A 15,482-nucleotide genomic window follows, 5' to 3' on the forward strand; every position below is an offset into this window, starting at 1 on the left:
GCTAGAAAGATGTCACGCACGTTCGCAATTGTGAAGCCCGACGCCGTGGAGCGGGGCCTTACCGGAAGGATTTTAAGCAGGATTGAGAGCGAGGGGCTGAAAGTTGTTGCCCTGAAACGCATCCACATGACCAAATCACAGGCCGAGGGGTTTTACATCGAGCATCAGGCGCGGCCCTTCTTTGCCTCGCTGACCGGCTACATGAGCTCCGGCCCCTGCGTGGTTGCGGTGCTGGAAGGGGAGAACGCCCAGCCCAAATGGCGCGACATCATGGGGGCCACTAACCCGGCCAACGCCGCCCCAGGCACCATAAGGAAAGAGCTGGCGGTGGATTTGGAGAAAAACTCCGTCCACGGGTCCGACTCCGAGACTTCCGCCGCGCGGGAGATAGGCTATTTCTTCTCCGAGACGGAGATAGTGTAAGGCGGGGTTTCCGCTAAATCGGTAATCCGCAAAGCCGGAATCCCCGCTGGGCGTTAAAGCCATGCAGGGTGGTAAGAAAGCGGAAGGTCACTTGCCGGTGAGAACTATTTTATTGAAAAATAACCGGCAGGTGATAGTATTTTAGTTTCTTTGGAATAGCCCTTTTGCAGTCGGGATGTGGCTCAGCCTGGTAGAGCACTCGCTTCGGGAGCGAGGGGTCGGAGGTTCAAATCCTCTCATCCCGACCATTTAAAATCAAACAAATCCCTTGATAATAGCCACGATGGACGCGGTTTCTCTCGCATAGTACAATCCATCACAACACGCACAATCAACACCTGAACACCCCACAAAACACCCCATTAGGTGGGGAGTACGGTGGGGAGTAAGGGGAGGGAGAAATGCCGGATTTCAAACGCCACACCACGGCTTACCCAGGCGTCTGCTACATCTTAGCCAAGGACGGTTCCAAAATCTTTTATCTGCGCTACAAACGCGGCGGTAAATCGGTGGAGGAAAAGCCTGGCACTCCGTGCGCGACGCCATGACGGCGGCCAAGGCGGCCCAGATAAGAGCCCGGCGCTACCCCATATATGCGCCACAGAAAATAGTGATAAAAGTTTCTTACGGAGTTTATCGCAAAGCCAGCATTATCCCCCCTTGCGCGCAAGAATGCCGGTGGTGAAGGGATGCGGCTAAAAATACCAGCATCGTTGGAAACTGGAGCGGGATTTTTAAGGAAGGATCCGGGTGAGGTCTTGTCTTCCCCACCCGGAAACCTGAAGGCTGTCCGGATAGGGGGATCCGCCAGCCCTTTTGAGGCATAAAAAAAGTAGGACGAAACAAACCGGCCAATAGCCTCCGAAAGCTCCGCTTCCACAAGGCTCCGGCAAAACCGGCGAAGAATAGGGATGGTTACTGCTTTAACCCCCTGCCGTGTTCCGTCCACATAAAGGCTCATCACCTTCACGCTAATTTAGATGCCGGTATAGCGCTAAAAGATTCAAGCGTGGCCGGAAAAGAGGTTTCGGATAGGCGATAAATCAGTTAAAAACAACGTGTTCCAGCGACAGGTGAAAGGTGAAATCGGGCGCGGTCTGGTTCAGGTTTTCCGACAAGCCAAAGCTTGCCACATATCCCCCCGCAATCAGGTATTTTAATCCGAGTGTAACTTCTATCCATTCGCGGCTGAACTGGTAAATGTCCGCCGATTTTAGGGGGGAGGTGTTGAACATGCTTTGTCCTATAAGGTGTAAATCGCCGGTTACCGGAATCTCCAGCGCCACAAAGCCCGCGTACATTGGCTCCATCGGGATGCCCTGGCCGCCGCTGTTCAACTGGCCTGGGAATGTCACTCCTCCTCCGGCGTGGGCGATTATGGATTCCGATTCCATTGACGCCAGTATCCTCCCACCCCATTCCCAGGTGGACGAGCCGGTTCCGGTATTCGGGGACCCCGTGGGAGCCTGGGCAAGCAACTGTCCAGCCACTTTCACTTTTTCCCCGTCATGCAGAATGGTTTTCAGCCACAAGCCGGTATCGCCAAACATGGCGCCTTTTTCCCCCGAAACGATTTTTTCGCCGTCGTGGTAAATAGCGTCTTCGTAGCGGTAATCTCCCGTTTCAGCCTGGCCTCGATAGCCTCTCACGCCAAGTCTGCCGTGCCACCAGCGTATCAGCCCGTCCAGAAAACCCTCGGAAGAGCCATACACCGCCGCGTTGAACCCCACTTCCAGTTTTCCCGGAGTTATGGGGACAGACAGGTTCACATCCGCTTCGGTCAGTTCCCTGTCAATTGCCGCAAGCCATCGTTTGCCGCCGTTATAAAGATAGATGTTGGTGTGGTTCACATCTATCCGCCAGCGGAAAGATTGCGCTGTCAGCGCGGATTCCGGAGAGGGGTAGAGAAGCGACACGTATAACGGATGGTGGTTCTTCATGGGTATTGGGCCCATATAAGCCGGTTCCGCCGCCGCCGTGGCCGCGGAGAGGAGGATTATAAAATGGAGACCCCAAAAGCCACGCAATCAGATCTCTTCCGCGAAAGTTTCCTTGCCCTGGTCAAACCAGTACAGCCCCAAAAAGGAAAGGGCCATTCCTGTAATGGCAATCACCGCCACCACCAAAAGGTCGGGCGTTTTGCCATATAAGAACATGTCCTGATAACTCACCGCCAGCATGGCCATGGGATTTATATAGAACACGAAACGCCAGTCTTCCGGCGTTTGGCTGATGGGATAAAGTATGGGGCTTACGAAGAACCAGAGCGTTATGAAGTTGCCCAGAATGTGCTGGGTGTCCCGGAACTTCACGTTGAGCGCCGCCAGAATATAGACCGGCCCAAGGGTGAAAAGCGTCTGCGATATCATAACTATTGGAAGCCACAGCGCGGCCCAGCGGAGAGGCACCCCGTAGGCGAACATGAATATCAGCAGAAGCGGCAGGCTCAGCGCGTAATTGGCCAGGTTGGAGAGGATCTTCACCATGGGCAGTATCTCCGCGGGGAACATGGACTTTGTTATAAGGTTCCCGGCGCTGGTGATGCTGTTCACCCCGTCCAGAAGCGAGGATGAGAACCATATCCAAGGCAGAAGCCCGGCGAACACGAACACGGCGTAGTTTTCCACTTGCGCCCGCATGTACACGGAGAATACCAGTGAATATACCAGCAGTAACAGAAGGGGATTCAGGAACGTCCACACCACGCCAAAGAAAGAGCCCCGGTAGCGCGCCTTCAACTCTTTTACCACCAGCGCCCATATAAGCTCCCGGCGGCGGTAGAGGGTCTTGATATTGTCCAGAACCTGTCCTTTCATGATCATCGGATTTTGACGGATCAAAAGTCAAAACGGGGTTTATTATAACAGGCCCGTGGCGTGTGTTGGCCGGGCTTTTATTTTTATGGAGTGGCGCTCAGCCGCCGATGAGGGCGTTGTGCTCGATCTTTATGCACTTGTCCTGGACCACGGTTATCCCAGCCTTGCGGAGGATGGCCGCCACCGGATTATTCACTATCCCCAGTTGAAGCCAAACTACCCGGGGTTTTTTAGCGAGGATATCTGCGGCCAGTTCGCCTATGGAGTCCGCCCGGCGGAAAAGGTCTATTATGTCCACCTCACCGGGTACCTGGGCGATTGTGTTGTACGCTTTAATACCCTCCCAGCCCTTTTCTTCCAGGGCAGGGTTTACAGGGATAACCTTGTAACCATGGTCGGCGAGATATAAGGCCACCCGGTATGAGTCGCGATTAGGTTTGTTGGAAAGCCCAACAACCGCCACAGTTCTGCAATTTTCCAGAATCCCCCTTATCTCCTCGGGAGATGGATTGCCTTCAGGCTTTTCGGGCCGTTGGCTTATGTCGCATGCGTCGTTCATGGGACAGCCTCATTCGGCCCCGGTTTTGAGCTCTTTCTTTAGAAATTCCATAAGGTTTGAGGATACTGCCCCTGGAATAGACTTGGCAGTGGTGTCCTCCACTTTCCTGAACACCTCCACAGTTTTCCGCAAGGTGTTCAAAAAGGCCACGCAAGGCTCGCAATCCTTGAAGTGGGCTTCTATCTCGTGGCAGATGGATGGATCCAGCTCCCTGTCTATATATTCGCTGATCCGATCAAATATTTCATGGCATTTCATGGTGTTATCCCCGGCCCTTCAAGGTTTTGGATGCCCCTACAATCCCGTTGAAGTAGTTTGTTAGTTCCTCTCGCATTATCAGCCTTGCCCTGTGCAGGCGCGATTTTACCGCCGCCACCGACATGTTCAGGATTTGCCCTATCTCTATGTTGGAGAAGCCCTCCACGTCTTTCATTATTAGGACGATCTTTTTGTCCTCCGGCAGTTCCGATATTATCCTGTCCAAAACCGTCCGTATCTCCTCGTTTCCATGCATAAGCGCCGGGTTTTTGGACCAGTCCACAATTTCCCTTTGAATGGATGACCCGTCAAACTCCATCGGTTTGTCTATGGATACAAGGTCCACCTTCTTCTTCTTCCTTATCCTCATAAGACAGCCGTTGGTGGCTATCTTGAACAGCCAGGTCGAGAAGGCCGAATCTCCCCGGAACGAGTCCAGCGAGCGATAGACCTGAAGGAATGTTTCCTGCAACACGTCCTCGGCATCCTCCTGGCTATTGAGGAATTTCAAGCAGTGATTGTAAATGCGCGACTCGTACTTCTTGACAATCCGCTCAAATGCGCCAAACGAGCCTCCTTTGACCTGTTCTATTAAAGACAGGTCCTCGCTCTTGCTTTCCTCGCCGTATAAGGGCGATTCGGCGTTGTCCCCCGTGACTTTTTCAGCTGTCATTTAGATGTCAAGGCTTTAAGAAAGGTTCCTTGGTGGATTCTGGCTACATGCTACCAACAGCCGGAGCCCCGTGGCAACACCCTAATTAATGATTCTTTCGGGACTCCTCTTTTAAATGGCTGAATTTTATGGCGCCCAAACAGCTCTTTAATGCAAAATTGAGCCCATGAGTGAAAGAAAGATACTGATTGTTGACGATAACAGGGAAAACCTGGAGTTCCTCGGCGTACTGCTGGAGCGGTACGGATGGGAAAGCGACCCGGCCGACAGTGGCGCCGCCGCCCTCAGGATGCTGGAAAAAACCCATTACGACATCGTGATAACAGACCTCATGATGCCCGCCATGAACGGCATCGAACTGCTGGGCCGTATCAAGGAGGAATTCCCAGGGGTGGAGGTGGTGATTGTCACCGCCTACGGCTCCATACCCACGGCCATAGAGGCCATAAAAAGGGGAGCGTACACCTATCTTCTCCGGCCCTTCGAGCCGGAAGAGGTGGCCCTTACCGTAAAGAAGATTTTCGAGCTTATAGATATCCGGTCGCAAAACAGCCTGCTCAAAGAAGAGCTTAGCAAGGCGTTAAAATATGACAAGCTTGTTGGCTCCGGACTGGCAATGCAGAAAGTGTACAGACTGATAGACAGCGTGGCCGTCACTAACTCCACGGTGCTTGTGATGGGGGAGTCCGGTTGCGGCAAGGAACTGATCGCCCGGGCAATCCACATGAAAAGCCAGCGGGCCGAAGGGCCTTTCGTTAAAGTATCCTGCGCCGCCTTACCGGAGACACTGTTGGAAGCCGAGCTTTTCGGTCACGAAAAAGGGGCCTTCACCGGCGCGGTGGCCCAGCGCAAGGGAAGGTTTGAACTGGCCGACAGGGGAACGCTTTTTTTAGACGAGATAGGCGAGATACCGCTATCCATCCAGGTAAAACTGCTCCGGGTCATTCAGGAGCGGGAGTTTGAAAGGCTCGGCGGGACCAAGACCATAAAGACAGACACCCGCATCATTTCCGCCACCAACCGCAACTTGAAGGAAGAGGTGGAGAAAGGCAATTTCCGGGAAGACCTTTACTACCGCCTGAACGTTATTACCATAGAAGCCCCCACGCTCCGGGAACACAAACAGGACATACCCACCCTGGCCTACCATTTTCTCAACAGGGCCGCCGCCGAGGCCGGCAAGGAGATAAACAGCGTTTCAGACACAGCCCTGGCGGCGCTGGCCGCGTATGACTGGCCTGGCAACGTGCGGGAACTGCAAAACATCATGGAAAGGGCGGTGGTGCTTTGCCGGGGAGTTGCCATTGAAATGCCAGACCTGCCCGATTTCGTCCGTGAACCCGAAGGCGCCCCCTTTGTTCCGGAGGAACTGGAGCCCCGGGAGCCAGAAGCAAAACGCGCCGCAACGGATTACGTTGTTACCGATGAACCAGATTCCGGGGAATACCTCCTTCCCCTCCGGGTGGCCAAGGGCGCATGGGAGAAAAACTATATTGAGCGCGCGCTGGCCAAATTCTCGGGAAACATCTCCCACACCGCCGACGCCATAGAGATAGCCAGGAAAAATTTGCAGGAAAAGATAAAGGCCTATGATATAGACACTCAGAAATTCCTTGGCCGCAAGACCGCTGGCGATTGACCTCTTTCTTCCCCGTATGATAGCTTAATTACGGCCTTAAGCCGGAAATTGGCTGGCCGGAGGGCGGTAACGCCCCTAAAAATTAAAAAAATTTTGGCTAATGGGGAATTTTTATCATGATTAAAGTAATGGTTTTCATAGATGGAACCTGGCTTTACTCCAACCTCCGCCACCTCGCCAAGGAATCCAACCAGCCAGGCTTTTATATAGATTACGGCTTGCTTCCCCAGGCTCTTATGCGCGAGCTGGAAAGACGGGAGAAGTTAAAAGAACTGGATCTGGCGCGCACTTTCCTCTTCGGCAGTTATCCGGTTAACTATGACGTTATAGACGAGGACCGGGCCAAACGCCGCAAGGATTTCTTCGCCCTGCTAAGGGAGGATTACCATTACGAGGTGGAGTCTTTCCCCATCGACTATCAACGCAGGAGGATCCTGCACGACGACCGGAGCGGTGAAGACACCTTCTCCCCCCGTGAAAAATGTGTGGATATCGCCTTGGCCTCCTCAATGCTCTACTACACGGCAATCCCCGACGGGTTTGACATCGCCATAGCCGTCATCGGAGACAAAGACTATTTCCCGCTCCTGCAAAAGGTGCGGATGCTGGGCAAGAGGGTTGCGGTGGCTTCAATCCGCCAGTCTTGCGCCAAGGTGTACGCCGACAGGCAGGACGACAACCGGCTGAAGGATTATCACATCATGTGGCTCAACGACATGATCGAGGCCATCGCGTGGAAACCGGAGGAGTGGCTGGTGGAATGCAAGTCCCCCCTCCATGAAGGGCCCCGCGAAAGGATAACCACCGTGCGCTTGCGGGAAGGCCAGCCCTTCTTTTGCGACGAGTGCCGCGCCAAGTTCGCCGAACAAAAGGCCGAGCAGATGCGTGAATATACCAGCGCCGGGCTGGAGAATACGAATGGAACCTCCGCCGGGGTGGAAGACGTGGAGCGGTTCGAGGGAAAGATGTTTGATGGGATTATAGACAACCTCAAGCCCGATAGGGGGTTTGGTTTCATCCGCCGGGAAGACGGGCAGAGCTTCTTCTTCCACGTTACCCATCTTACAAACGCCGAGTGGTCGTCTCTACAGACAGGCCTTAAGGTGCGGTTCGCCATTACCAAGCTTCCTGCGGGGGCAAAAGCCGGATCCGCCACCGAAGTGGCGGTAATGATGGAAGAGGAATAAGGTTTAATCCAGCTTCGCCAGGTATTTTGCGAACCGGCAATCCTCGCAACCTTTTTCGTTAGCCGAGCAAAAATCGGTATGGATCTGAATCAACCCCTGCTGGCGCGGCGCGGTTTTCACCAGCGCCCTTGCCTGGACGGGCGCCGGGGCCAGTCTTTGGGCCATGAACCGGGCGATGGAGTTTGGTTGGCCGGGAGGGATGGAATGGTATAGCTCCCTGACCCGCTCCTCCAACTGGCGGTTACTGTTGCGCCGGGCTTTAGCCAGAAAATATGGCGCCACCACGTTTATCAATATCGCCGCCACCCGTTCGGGACCAATCAGTTTTCTCGGCTGGGCAAGCCTCCTGCCGCCGAAGGTGTACCTGGTGGTGAAATAACCCCCTTCTTTGGACTGGAAAAGTCCCATCGCTTTTTCAAACTTCCCTTGCGCCCCGTTTTCCCCGGCGGAATCGGTAAGCCTGGCCAACAGCGCCTCCAGGTCGCTATCCAGATGGATGGATAGAAAATCCGCCACCCCCGCAAGCCTGCCCATGGGGTAGTTGGCGGGACGGGTACCAGCCAGACGCCAGTCCTGGACGGAAAACCCGGGGCTAACCGGCAGGGTTGAAGACGCACGGCTCCAGGCTTCGCTTAACTTGCCTATGTATTCTACGGTTTCCGCGTCCCAGTTTTTTTCCCTACGCAGTGAAGGCTCCGGCAACAGCCCGGCCACACCGAAAAAAGCTCCTTGAAGGGCCATGGAACGGTTCCGCCATTCCACACCATCCAGAACGCTCTTTAACCTATCCAGCGAAAGCCAGCCCGCAAGCCTTGCGAAATTGGTTTTGAACGCGCTGTAACCCAACGCCTCCAGTATCCCCCGGTACAGCTCCTCGGGGCCGGATTCATGGGCCATGGCCGTGGCGTATCTGCCGGATTTTAATTCGCACCGCCCTTCACCAGCCGCCTCCAGAACCTCTATTCCCTTTTCAGGCCCAAGCCGCTCGAACTGACCGCCACAACGCCCCGTCACCTTGGCAGGATCCACGGCCAACGATGGGGAGGTCACCTCCGCCCTTATCCTATCTATAAAAGAAGCGCATACAGGAGCAAGCTCTATCTCAATGAGCGCCGCGCCGGAGTGTTTGGAGGGCCGGGTTTTTTGACCAAGGTCGCTGTAAAGGGATACGTGTAGCCTGGTTTTATCGTAACCAGGGTCCAGATGGTGTTTGTGGGCCATCCAGTCCGACGATCGTACGTGGATCTCCACATCCCCTTTCTCAACAGGGCCGCCGTTTAGCCTGAAAAGGGCGTCCTTAAAATCCGGGCCGAAGGATCCGTTAAGCCAGCCCGGAGAAATTATCTCTATCAAGTTCCCGGCGATGTCCCGTATGGGGCTTGCGCCCCAGGGTTGTTCCATCCACAGGGCTTTAACCATGTCTTCCCTGACGCGAGGGGAATGGCGCTGGGGAACAGGCTTGTCCCCACGGTTCTCCTTTTCCCTTACGAAAAGGGATATGGAGCTTGTCATGTCCAGGTAGAGTCTGGAAAACATCGGGATATTGTATTTCCAGCAATGAGGCTGGTAAAGGTATTTATACCGGAGGAATCCGGAATATGTGAGGGCAATGAAGGGTTTTTAGCTTTTGCAAGCCTGCGGATGATTTATAATGGAGGTTGACAACTGTGTCGCTTTCAGACGGGCCTGCCGACAAGTTTGTCAGAAAAATCTTTGTTGATATTGGCAACGCCAGTAAAATCAGCCTGTTTTTGCAAGGCTTATATTGGCCCGTTTGTTGCTGTCATACAGCCAAAAGGCTTATGGCTCAATTATATAGGAGTGTTTTCGTGAGTATGGATACCAATTTCGGGTATAGCGATACGGTGATGGATCATTTCTCCAACCCCCGCAACGTGCTAAAGACGGCGGAGGAGGAGTATGAGCCCAGCGGCGTGGGTATGGTTGGAAACCCCACCTGCGGCGACATGATGAAGGTTTGGATAAAGGTGGATGAGCAGGAGCGCATTTACGACCTGAAATGGAAAACTTTCGGATGCGCCTCGGCCATTGGCTCCACCTCCATGATGTCCGTGATGGTCACCGAAAACGGCGGCATGCGAATAGACGACGCCTTAAAGCTCAAACCCGACGATATTATGGACAGGCTCGGTGGCCTTCCCTCCATAAAAATCCACTGCTCGGTGCTGGGGGACAAGGCCCTGCGCGCCGCCATATACGACTATTTCGCCAAAACCGGCCAGGAGCACAGGATTGTGGAGAAAAAGGCCGTGCTGATTTGCGAATGTCTCAACGTCACCGACCATGAGATAGAAGAGCAGGTGCTGGAGGGTGTGGCCGATTTTGACACCCTACAGGAGCGCACGAAAATATCCACCGGTTGCGGCAGGTGCAGAACCCGCGCCATTGAGACCCTGGAGCATTACCGGGCCAAGTATTTCGGTTGATCCGGCTATGGCCATTCTAAAAGTAGCCCAGCTTGGCAACCCCGTGCTAAGGCTCAAGGCAGAAGCGATACCTCAGGATGTAATCCGTTCCGCCGACGCCCAGTCGCTGATAGATGACATGATCGAGACTATGCGCGAATATAACGGCGTGGGGCTGGCGGCGCCGCAGGTTCACGAGTCTGTCCAGCTTATCGTGGTGGAGGCGGACGTGAACCCCCGCTATAAGGACGCCCACTCCATACCCCAGACGGTAATAATAAATCCGAAGATTGCAAGCTTCTCCGATGAAATGGAGGAGGGGTGGGAAGGGTGCCTTTCCCTGACAGACCTTTGGGGCAAAGTGCGCCGGGCCAAAAACGTTCGGGTGACGGGGCTGGACCGGAACGCAGAGCCTTTAACCCTGGACGCCGAGGGTTTTTTCGCCCGGGCGTTACAGCACGAGATAGACCATCTCCACGGAAAAGTGTTTATAGACAGGATGAAAGACCTGGCCACACTGTCTTTCGGCAAGGAATACGCCCGTTACGGGCATTTGCACGAGGAAGACGGCGAGGCGTTGTAACGCCTCGCGGCCGCGACACGGTCAGTCTTTTTTCCCGTATTCGGCCTTTGGCCAGAATGAAATGCCACCCCTGGGGGTGAACCGGCCCTCAACCTTCAGCCAGCGTGGTTTTAAAAGGCTCGCCAGGTCGTTGGCGATCCTGTTTACGCATTCCTCGTGGAACCCGCCGAACATCCGGTATCCGGTGAGATAAAGCTTCAGGGATTTGCTCTCCACCAGTTTCCTGTCCGGCGTGTAATCTATCACTATGGTGGCGAAATCCGGCTGGCCCGTAACGGGGCAGAGGGTAGTAAACTCCGGCGCTTCGATGTGGATTGTCCCTGTCGCCCCGTTGGGATTTTTCGAAGGGTCGGCGAAAGGATTATCGAACGCCTCCAGGACGCCCGCGTCCGGCGAGACATAATTATATTGTGTGGCCCTTCCCTGGCCCAGGGCCTTTAATCTGTATTCTTCCGTCAATTTCAGTTCACCTTATGGTTTCAGCGCCTCCGAAGCGGAGCTGGGGCTATTGTAACGGCGCCGGATTCATATTACTATAAAACCCGGTGGGATTATCAGGGTGCGCGCGTCATGATTTGTCCCTTTTCTTCTCTCAACAGTCACCGCGCCATTTATGCTGGGCTTAACGCGGAATTACGGGTTTTAGCGGGCGGAACATGGGCGTTGTCATGGTTTCTAAAATGAGGCCCGGCTTTAAAGACGAGAGCCTGGCCGGGGCCGGTGGAGCCCCTGATGAACAAACACGCCGCATCTTCTTCGCCATAGACCTTCCAGATGAGCTTACAACCCGCGCGGAAAACGTCATAAGCGGGTTTGGCGTGCCTTCGGGGCAGGTGCGGTGGGCCCGGGCGGGGAACATGCACATCACCATGAGGTTTTTGGGAGACGTCAGCGAAAAGGCCATTCCCGGCCTTTGTGACGCCGCTGGCCAGATAGCCGCTACTTTCCGCCCGTTCCGGATAACGGTGGAAGGGCTTGGCGTGTTTCCCAATCAGGAACGCCCCAGGGTGGTGTGGTTCGGCGTGGGCGGGGATGTGGAGAATCTAAAAAATATCGAAACAGCACTGTCGGCGAGGCTTGAGGGCATGGGTTTCCCCCCCGAAGAGCGGGCCTTCAGCGCGCACCTCACCATCGGCCGGGTGAAGAGCGACAACGCCCGGGGGAAAATAGCCCGGCTTGTGCGGCAGTACCGAAGATATTACATCGGTGACGCCCCGGTGACCGAGATAGCGTTGTACGAAAGCAAGCTCAACCCCCAGGGTTCCATATACACCAAACTTGGCTCCTTCAAGCTGTTGAAGGCGGCCAAACCGTAAGGCCGCCCGCTTTGTGGTATCATTTCCGTTAGCCATGAAAGTTGCCGGGATTCCCAAATGATTGCTTTGGAAAAAATTGGCGCCGCCGCCTTCGAGATGTTCAAGGGCGCCATTGTGGCCTTGCTTCTGGTGGTGTTCCTCAAAGGCTCCATGGTGGAAGCCAACCAGATAGTTTCAGGCTCCATGATCCCCACCCTGATGGAAGGGGATTTCATAATCGTAAACAAGATAAAGTACGGTTTGCATCTGCCTTTCGTGGGCAAGATGGTTTACGTATGGTCAAGCCCCGACAGGGGTGACGTGGTGACATTCCAGCCCCCGGCCGGCTCCTTCGACGGCATAGGCAAGATATTCGTAAAGCGCATCGTGGCCATTCCCGGCGACAGGGTGGAAATTGTGGACTCCCGCCTGTACATCAACGGCCAGCCTGTGGAAACCAGCAGGTCGCTGAACCATACGGGAGAATACCTGGAGTCCATGGGCGACAAGAAATATAAAGTAATCAAGCGTGACCCTCATTACTTTTTCGGCCCGGTGGTGGTGCCCGAGGGTTATGTTTTCGCCGTTGGCGACAACCGGGACAACAGCCTGGATTCCCGCTCCTGGGGCCCTCTGCCCATAGAGAACATAGAGGGTAAAGCCGTGTTCATATATTTTAGCAGGGCTTGGGACGCGGGCGTTTCGGCTATCGAACGAATAGGAAGCCTGCTATAACGTTTCCCCGCCGTCCGGTCAGCATCCTTGAAAGACCATGGGTGGAGCCCTCATCCATTTTCCGCGCCCATGGCAATGGAGAGGGTTTTGTGTGGCTGGACAGCTCGCTTGAATCCGGCCCTTACGCCAACTGGTCGTTCATCATGAATGAGCCTTCGTTCCTCATAAAGGGCGGTGGCGGCTCTTTTGTCTTTACCGGCGCTGATGGAAAGAAAACCGCCATTGACGGCAATCCTCTGGGTTTCATCGAAAAAATACTGGCGCGGTATAAAACTGAAAAGAGCCCTAGTGTGAAGTATCCACCCTTCACCGGCGGGATGGCCGGGTTTTTCGGTTACGGTCTCACACGATACACGGAGCCTTCGGCGCGGATAAACTGGGACAGGGATTTTGCGCCCGAAGGCGACTTGTGGCTGGGATGTTATTTGCGCCTTATTGCTTTCGACCACGCCCGTAAAAAAACATTCCTGGTGGTAAACCATGCCCATGATGAAAGCCCCGAACCGGCTTTAGAAGAGCTGGAGCGGTTAATGGGGCCTTCTCAAGCCTATGGGGCCGGGGCTCCGGTATCCGTGGAAAATCCATTGGACATAGCTCCCGTCAAGGAATTCACCCGGGAAGAATACATCGAATCGGTGGAAAAAATCAGAGAGTACATCGCCGATGGCGATTGTTATCAGGTGAACCTTTCACAAGCCTTTGAGTCGGCCATGGGGGCGGACGCCAAAACCATTTACGAAAAACTCCGCGTATTAAGCCCGGCCCCCTTCGCCTCATATCTGGACTGTGGCCGGTTCCAGATCCTTTCCTCCTCGCCGGAGCGGTTTGTAAGCGTCCGTGATGGATCGGCCCAAACCAGGCCCATAAAAGGCACCCGGCCCCGGGGAGCCACCGAAGAGGAAGACCAGCGCATGCGTGGCAACCTTTCGGCCAGCCAGAAAGACCGGGCGGAGAACGTGATGATAGTAGATTTGATGCGCAACGACCTTTCGAAAGTGTGCGAGCCATTCTCGGTGACTGTCCCGGAAATTTGCGCCGTGGAGGAATACGCCACGGTGTATCATTTAACATCCACCGTGGAGGGAAGGATAAAAGAGGGCGTAGGGCCAATCGGAGTTTTAAATGCCGTATTCCCTCCGGGCTCCGTTACCGGGGCTCCCAAAACCAGGGCGCTGGAGATTATAGACGAACTGGAGCCAACCCCGCGCGGCGCCTATTGCGGCGCCATCGGCTATGTTGGGTTCGACGGCGATATGGATTTGAGTGTGGCCATCCGCATAATGGTATGCTCGGGCCGCCAGGCTCGGTTCCATGCGGGGGGTGGCGTTACATATTCCTCCAGCGCGGTAAAAGAATACGAGGAGACGTTGCACAAAGCCAAAGCAATCATGGAAGCGTTGAACCGGTGAAAGCCATTCTAAACGGCGTCGTGACGGAGAACCCGGCCGTTTCAGTTATGGACAGGGGGTTTACCCTGGGAGACGGCCTGTTCGAGACCATACCTCTATATGGTGGCAAACCGTTCCTGCTGGAAAAACATCTGGAGCGGATACGCCAGGCATCGGAGGTTATCGGTCTTCAAATTACCTTTGTGGACGCCGCCGTGGCCGGAGGGATAGCCTTTCTGGCGAAGGAGGCTGGCGTTAGCCGGGGTGTAGCGCGGCTCACCGTAACCCGGGGTGAGGGGCCCAGAGGGTATGGTTATTCCGGGGCCGTGAACCCTACGTGGGTTCTCACGGTCGAGATGTATGAGCCCATGGCGGAGTCCAAACGGCAAATCGGTTTTACGCTGGCTCCGTCATCAATTATCAAGAACAGCCGCTCGCCGTTGTCGGGCGTAAAATCCACCAGCGCGCTGGAGCGGGTGATGATGAAAGCTGAAGCGGAACGGGCTGGCGCTGACGAGGCTTTTACATTGTCCGACGCGGGACATGTGGCTTGCGGCGCGGCGGTGAACATTTTCTGGGCGCGCCAGGGCAGGCTTGAAACTCCGTCAATAAATTGCGGCATACTTCCGGGCGTCACCAGGGGCGCCATAATATCCCTGGCCAGGCAAAACGGGATGGAAGTGGCCGAAGGCAGTTTCGAGCCATCAAGTCTGGCGGAGGCGGACGAGGTATTCGTCACCAACTCGCTTTTAGAGATTGTCTCGGTGAGACAGATAACAGGCTTGGGCCGATGGGATAAAACACATGGCCCGGTGGTTGAGCGGTTGACCGCCTCATACCGGGCCTTGATACGCTGACTTTACCGCTATTCTTTAGTGAAAGCCCACTGGGCCGCTATTATCAACGCCCCCAATATACCCAACAGACCGAACATTGCCCCGGCCTGGGCCATGATAGCCAGCGACTCCTTGGCCGCATGCCCGCCCATTCCCGCCGCCCGTATGGCGGTAAGCGTCCAGAACAAAGGGTAGAGGACGGCGCCCAGCCCCGCCGATGTGGAGGCGGCGGTTTTCAACCATGGCGCGACGGGAGACAGGCCAATGAAAAGGCACAATCCCAAGGCCACTGCCCCAAGCCCCATGAAATGCTCATGGGCGCGTTTTAAATATTTCCAGGCGTCCTCTTGGGCTTTTATAACTTTTTCAGGCCCGCCCAAGGCCGCTTCAGCCGCTTCGGAAGAGGCTTTAAAAGATTGCTTTATGGCGTCTTCTTTGGCGCCGAAAGCCATTCCGTGCAGTTCCCCGGTTAGAAGCGCTAAAAGAGCAAGAAAAACGCCGAAAATCACCTGTTTAAAAGCAAAAGCGTTTCTATCCATGCCCGTCTTCCTTTCTGATACAGCCTAATGTTATGAAGATGTCCGCGAAGATAGAGATTAAATGTTGCAAATGGGATTTCGTTTGGTATTATACCCTAAAAAAAGAGGAAGTTAGGCAGGGGGCG

The 15,482-nt window shown here is 54.7% G+C and carries 17 protein-coding genes and 1 tRNA gene; 10 read left to right on the plus strand and 8 right to left on the minus strand.

The genetic code is table 11. The features are described 5' to 3' along the window. Positions 1-9: 9 nt before the first annotated feature. Together ndk and HY751_13655 are read left to right on the plus strand one after the other, a co-directional pair. Entirely contained in the window at positions 10-423 is a 414-nt protein-coding gene (gene ndk, locus HY751_13650; protein MBI4667442.1) for a nucleoside-diphosphate kinase, read from the plus strand. 171 nt (positions 424-594) lie between these two features. Beyond that, positions 595-671: transfer RNA gene (locus tag HY751_13655), tRNA-Pro, on the plus strand. Positions 672-1,466: 795 nt separating this feature from the next. On the opposite strand, the gene HY751_13660 is transcribed toward HY751_13655, so the two are convergent. From HY751_13660 to HY751_13680, 5 genes are all read right to left on the minus strand, one after another. Next, complete coding sequence (locus tag HY751_13660; GenBank protein MBI4667443.1) at positions 1,467-2,450, minus strand: DUF3187 family protein; 984 nt, start codon at positions 2,448-2,450, stop codon at positions 1,467-1,469. Next, complete coding sequence (locus tag HY751_13665; protein ID MBI4667444.1) at positions 2,451-3,239, minus strand: ABC transporter permease; 789 nt, start codon at positions 3,237-3,239, stop codon at positions 2,451-2,453. A gap of 97 nt (positions 3,240-3,336) precedes the next feature. Continuing rightward, the gene (locus tag HY751_13670; GenBank protein ID MBI4667445.1) at positions 3,337-3,798 is read right to left on the minus strand and encodes a CoA-binding protein; all 462 of its coding nucleotides are present in this window, start codon (positions 3,796-3,798) and stop codon (positions 3,337-3,339) included. 9 nt (positions 3,799-3,807) lie between these two features. Then, positions 3,808-4,056 carry a zf-HC2 domain-containing protein gene (locus HY751_13675; GenBank protein MBI4667446.1) on the minus strand — a complete coding sequence of 83 codons (249 nt, stop codon included), beginning with the start codon at positions 4,054-4,056 and terminating at the stop codon, positions 3,808-3,810. 4 nt (positions 4,057-4,060) lie between these two features. Next, positions 4,061-4,729: a sigma-70 family RNA polymerase sigma factor gene (locus tag HY751_13680; protein ID MBI4667447.1), complete on the minus strand. Its 669-nt coding sequence runs from the start codon at positions 4,727-4,729 to the stop codon at positions 4,061-4,063. Between the two features lie 166 nt (positions 4,730-4,895). Between HY751_13680 and HY751_13685 the strand changes: the two genes are divergently transcribed. Continuing rightward, positions 4,896-6,368 (plus strand): sigma-54-dependent Fis family transcriptional regulator, encoded by a 1,473-nt coding sequence (locus tag HY751_13685; protein ID MBI4667448.1) that lies wholly within the window; start codon positions 4,896-4,898, stop codon positions 6,366-6,368. Positions 6,369-6,484: 116 nt separating this feature from the next. Then, positions 6,485-7,555, plus strand: a complete 1,071-nt coding sequence (locus HY751_13690; GenBank protein MBI4667449.1) for a cold shock domain-containing protein — start codon at positions 6,485-6,487, stop codon at positions 7,553-7,555. Positions 7,556-7,558: 3 nt separating this feature from the next. Here HY751_13690 and HY751_13695 read toward each other — a convergent pair whose 3' ends face one another. Then, the gene (locus HY751_13695) at positions 7,559-9,091 is read right to left on the minus strand and encodes a DUF2851 family protein (GenBank protein ID MBI4667450.1); all 1,533 of its coding nucleotides are present in this window, start codon (positions 9,089-9,091) and stop codon (positions 7,559-7,561) included. Between the two features lie 299 nt (positions 9,092-9,390). Here HY751_13695 and HY751_13700 point away from each other — a divergent pair, with 299 nt between their 5' ends. Both HY751_13700 and def read left to right on the plus strand, forming a co-directional pair. Next, positions 9,391-10,002, plus strand: coding sequence for an iron-sulfur cluster assembly scaffold protein (locus HY751_13700; protein MBI4667451.1), 612 nt, complete (start codon positions 9,391-9,393; stop codon positions 10,000-10,002). A gap of 7 nt (positions 10,003-10,009) precedes the next feature. Further along, positions 10,010-10,564, plus strand: a complete 555-nt coding sequence (gene def / locus HY751_13705; protein MBI4667452.1) for a peptide deformylase — start codon at positions 10,010-10,012, stop codon at positions 10,562-10,564. 21 nt (positions 10,565-10,585) lie between these two features. Here def and queF read toward each other — a convergent pair whose 3' ends face one another. Beyond that, a complete protein-coding gene (gene queF / locus HY751_13710) occupies positions 10,586-11,029 on the minus strand; it encodes an NADPH-dependent 7-cyano-7-deazaguanine reductase QueF (GenBank protein ID MBI4667453.1) in 444 nt (147 codons plus the stop codon). 203 nt (positions 11,030-11,232) lie between these two features. On the opposite strand from queF, the gene thpR reads away from it, so the two are divergent. Genes thpR through HY751_13730 form a run of 4 tightly spaced genes read left to right on the plus strand, consistent with a single transcriptional unit; the run spans position 11,233 to position 14,839 of the window. Continuing rightward, positions 11,233-11,880, plus strand: a complete 648-nt coding sequence (gene thpR, locus HY751_13715) for an RNA 2',3'-cyclic phosphodiesterase (protein MBI4667454.1) — start codon at positions 11,233-11,235, stop codon at positions 11,878-11,880. Positions 11,881-11,937: 57 nt separating this feature from the next. After that, positions 11,938-12,594 (plus strand): signal peptidase I, encoded by a 657-nt coding sequence (gene lepB / locus HY751_13720; GenBank protein ID MBI4667455.1) that lies wholly within the window; start codon positions 11,938-11,940, stop codon positions 12,592-12,594. Between the two features lie 41 nt (positions 12,595-12,635). Further along, positions 12,636-14,003, plus strand: a complete 1,368-nt coding sequence (gene pabB, locus HY751_13725; GenBank protein ID MBI4667456.1) for an aminodeoxychorismate synthase component I — start codon at positions 12,636-12,638, stop codon at positions 14,001-14,003. Continuing rightward, a complete protein-coding gene (locus HY751_13730; GenBank protein MBI4667457.1) occupies positions 14,000-14,839 on the plus strand; it encodes an aminotransferase class IV family protein in 840 nt (279 codons plus the stop codon). The genes pabB and HY751_13730 overlap by 4 nt, the downstream gene beginning before the upstream one ends. An 8-nt stretch (positions 14,840-14,847) precedes the next feature. Here HY751_13730 and HY751_13735 read toward each other — a convergent pair whose 3' ends face one another. Next, positions 14,848-15,357: a hypothetical protein gene (locus HY751_13735; GenBank protein MBI4667458.1), complete on the minus strand. Its 510-nt coding sequence runs from the start codon at positions 15,355-15,357 to the stop codon at positions 14,848-14,850. Between the last annotated feature and the right edge of the window lie 125 nt (positions 15,358-15,482).

The organism is Nitrospinota bacterium, assembly GCA_016208975.1.
GTDB lineage: Bacteria > Nitrospinota_A > UBA7883 > UBA7883 > JACRLM01 > JACQXA01.

What these genes read in the sequence shown, in the direction of transcription:
- ndk (MBI4667442.1), top strand. Translation starts at nt 10, where the DNA reads ATGTCACGCACGTTCGCAATTGTGAAGCCCGACGCCGTGGAGCGGGGC.
- HY751_13665 (MBI4667444.1), bottom strand. Translation starts at nt 3,239, where the DNA reads ATGAAAGGACAGGTTCTGGACAATATCAAGACCCTCTACCGCCGCCGG.
- HY751_13670 (MBI4667445.1), bottom strand. Translation starts at nt 3,798, where the DNA reads ATGAACGACGCATGCGACATAAGCCAACGGCCCGAAAAGCCTGAAGGC.
- HY751_13675 (MBI4667446.1), bottom strand. Translation starts at nt 4,056, where the DNA reads ATGAAATGCCATGAAATATTTGATCGGATCAGCGAATATATAGACAGG.
- HY751_13680 (MBI4667447.1), bottom strand. Translation starts at nt 4,729, where the DNA reads ATGACAGCTGAAAAAGTCACGGGGGACAACGCCGAATCGCCCTTATAC.
- HY751_13685 (MBI4667448.1), top strand. Translation starts at nt 4,896, where the DNA reads ATGAGTGAAAGAAAGATACTGATTGTTGACGATAACAGGGAAAACCTG.
- HY751_13690 (MBI4667449.1), top strand. Translation starts at nt 6,485, where the DNA reads ATGATTAAAGTAATGGTTTTCATAGATGGAACCTGGCTTTACTCCAAC.
- HY751_13695 (MBI4667450.1), bottom strand. Translation starts at nt 9,091, where the DNA reads ATGTTTTCCAGACTCTACCTGGACATGACAAGCTCCATATCCCTTTTC.
- HY751_13700 (MBI4667451.1), top strand. Translation starts at nt 9,391, where the DNA reads ATGGATACCAATTTCGGGTATAGCGATACGGTGATGGATCATTTCTCC.
- def (MBI4667452.1), top strand. Translation starts at nt 10,010, where the DNA reads ATGGCCATTCTAAAAGTAGCCCAGCTTGGCAACCCCGTGCTAAGGCTC.
- thpR (MBI4667454.1), top strand. Translation starts at nt 11,233, where the DNA reads ATGGTTTCTAAAATGAGGCCCGGCTTTAAAGACGAGAGCCTGGCCGGG.
- lepB (MBI4667455.1), top strand. Translation starts at nt 11,938, where the DNA reads ATGATTGCTTTGGAAAAAATTGGCGCCGCCGCCTTCGAGATGTTCAAG.
- HY751_13735 (MBI4667458.1), bottom strand. Translation starts at nt 15,357, where the DNA reads ATGGATAGAAACGCTTTTGCTTTTAAACAGGTGATTTTCGGCGTTTTT.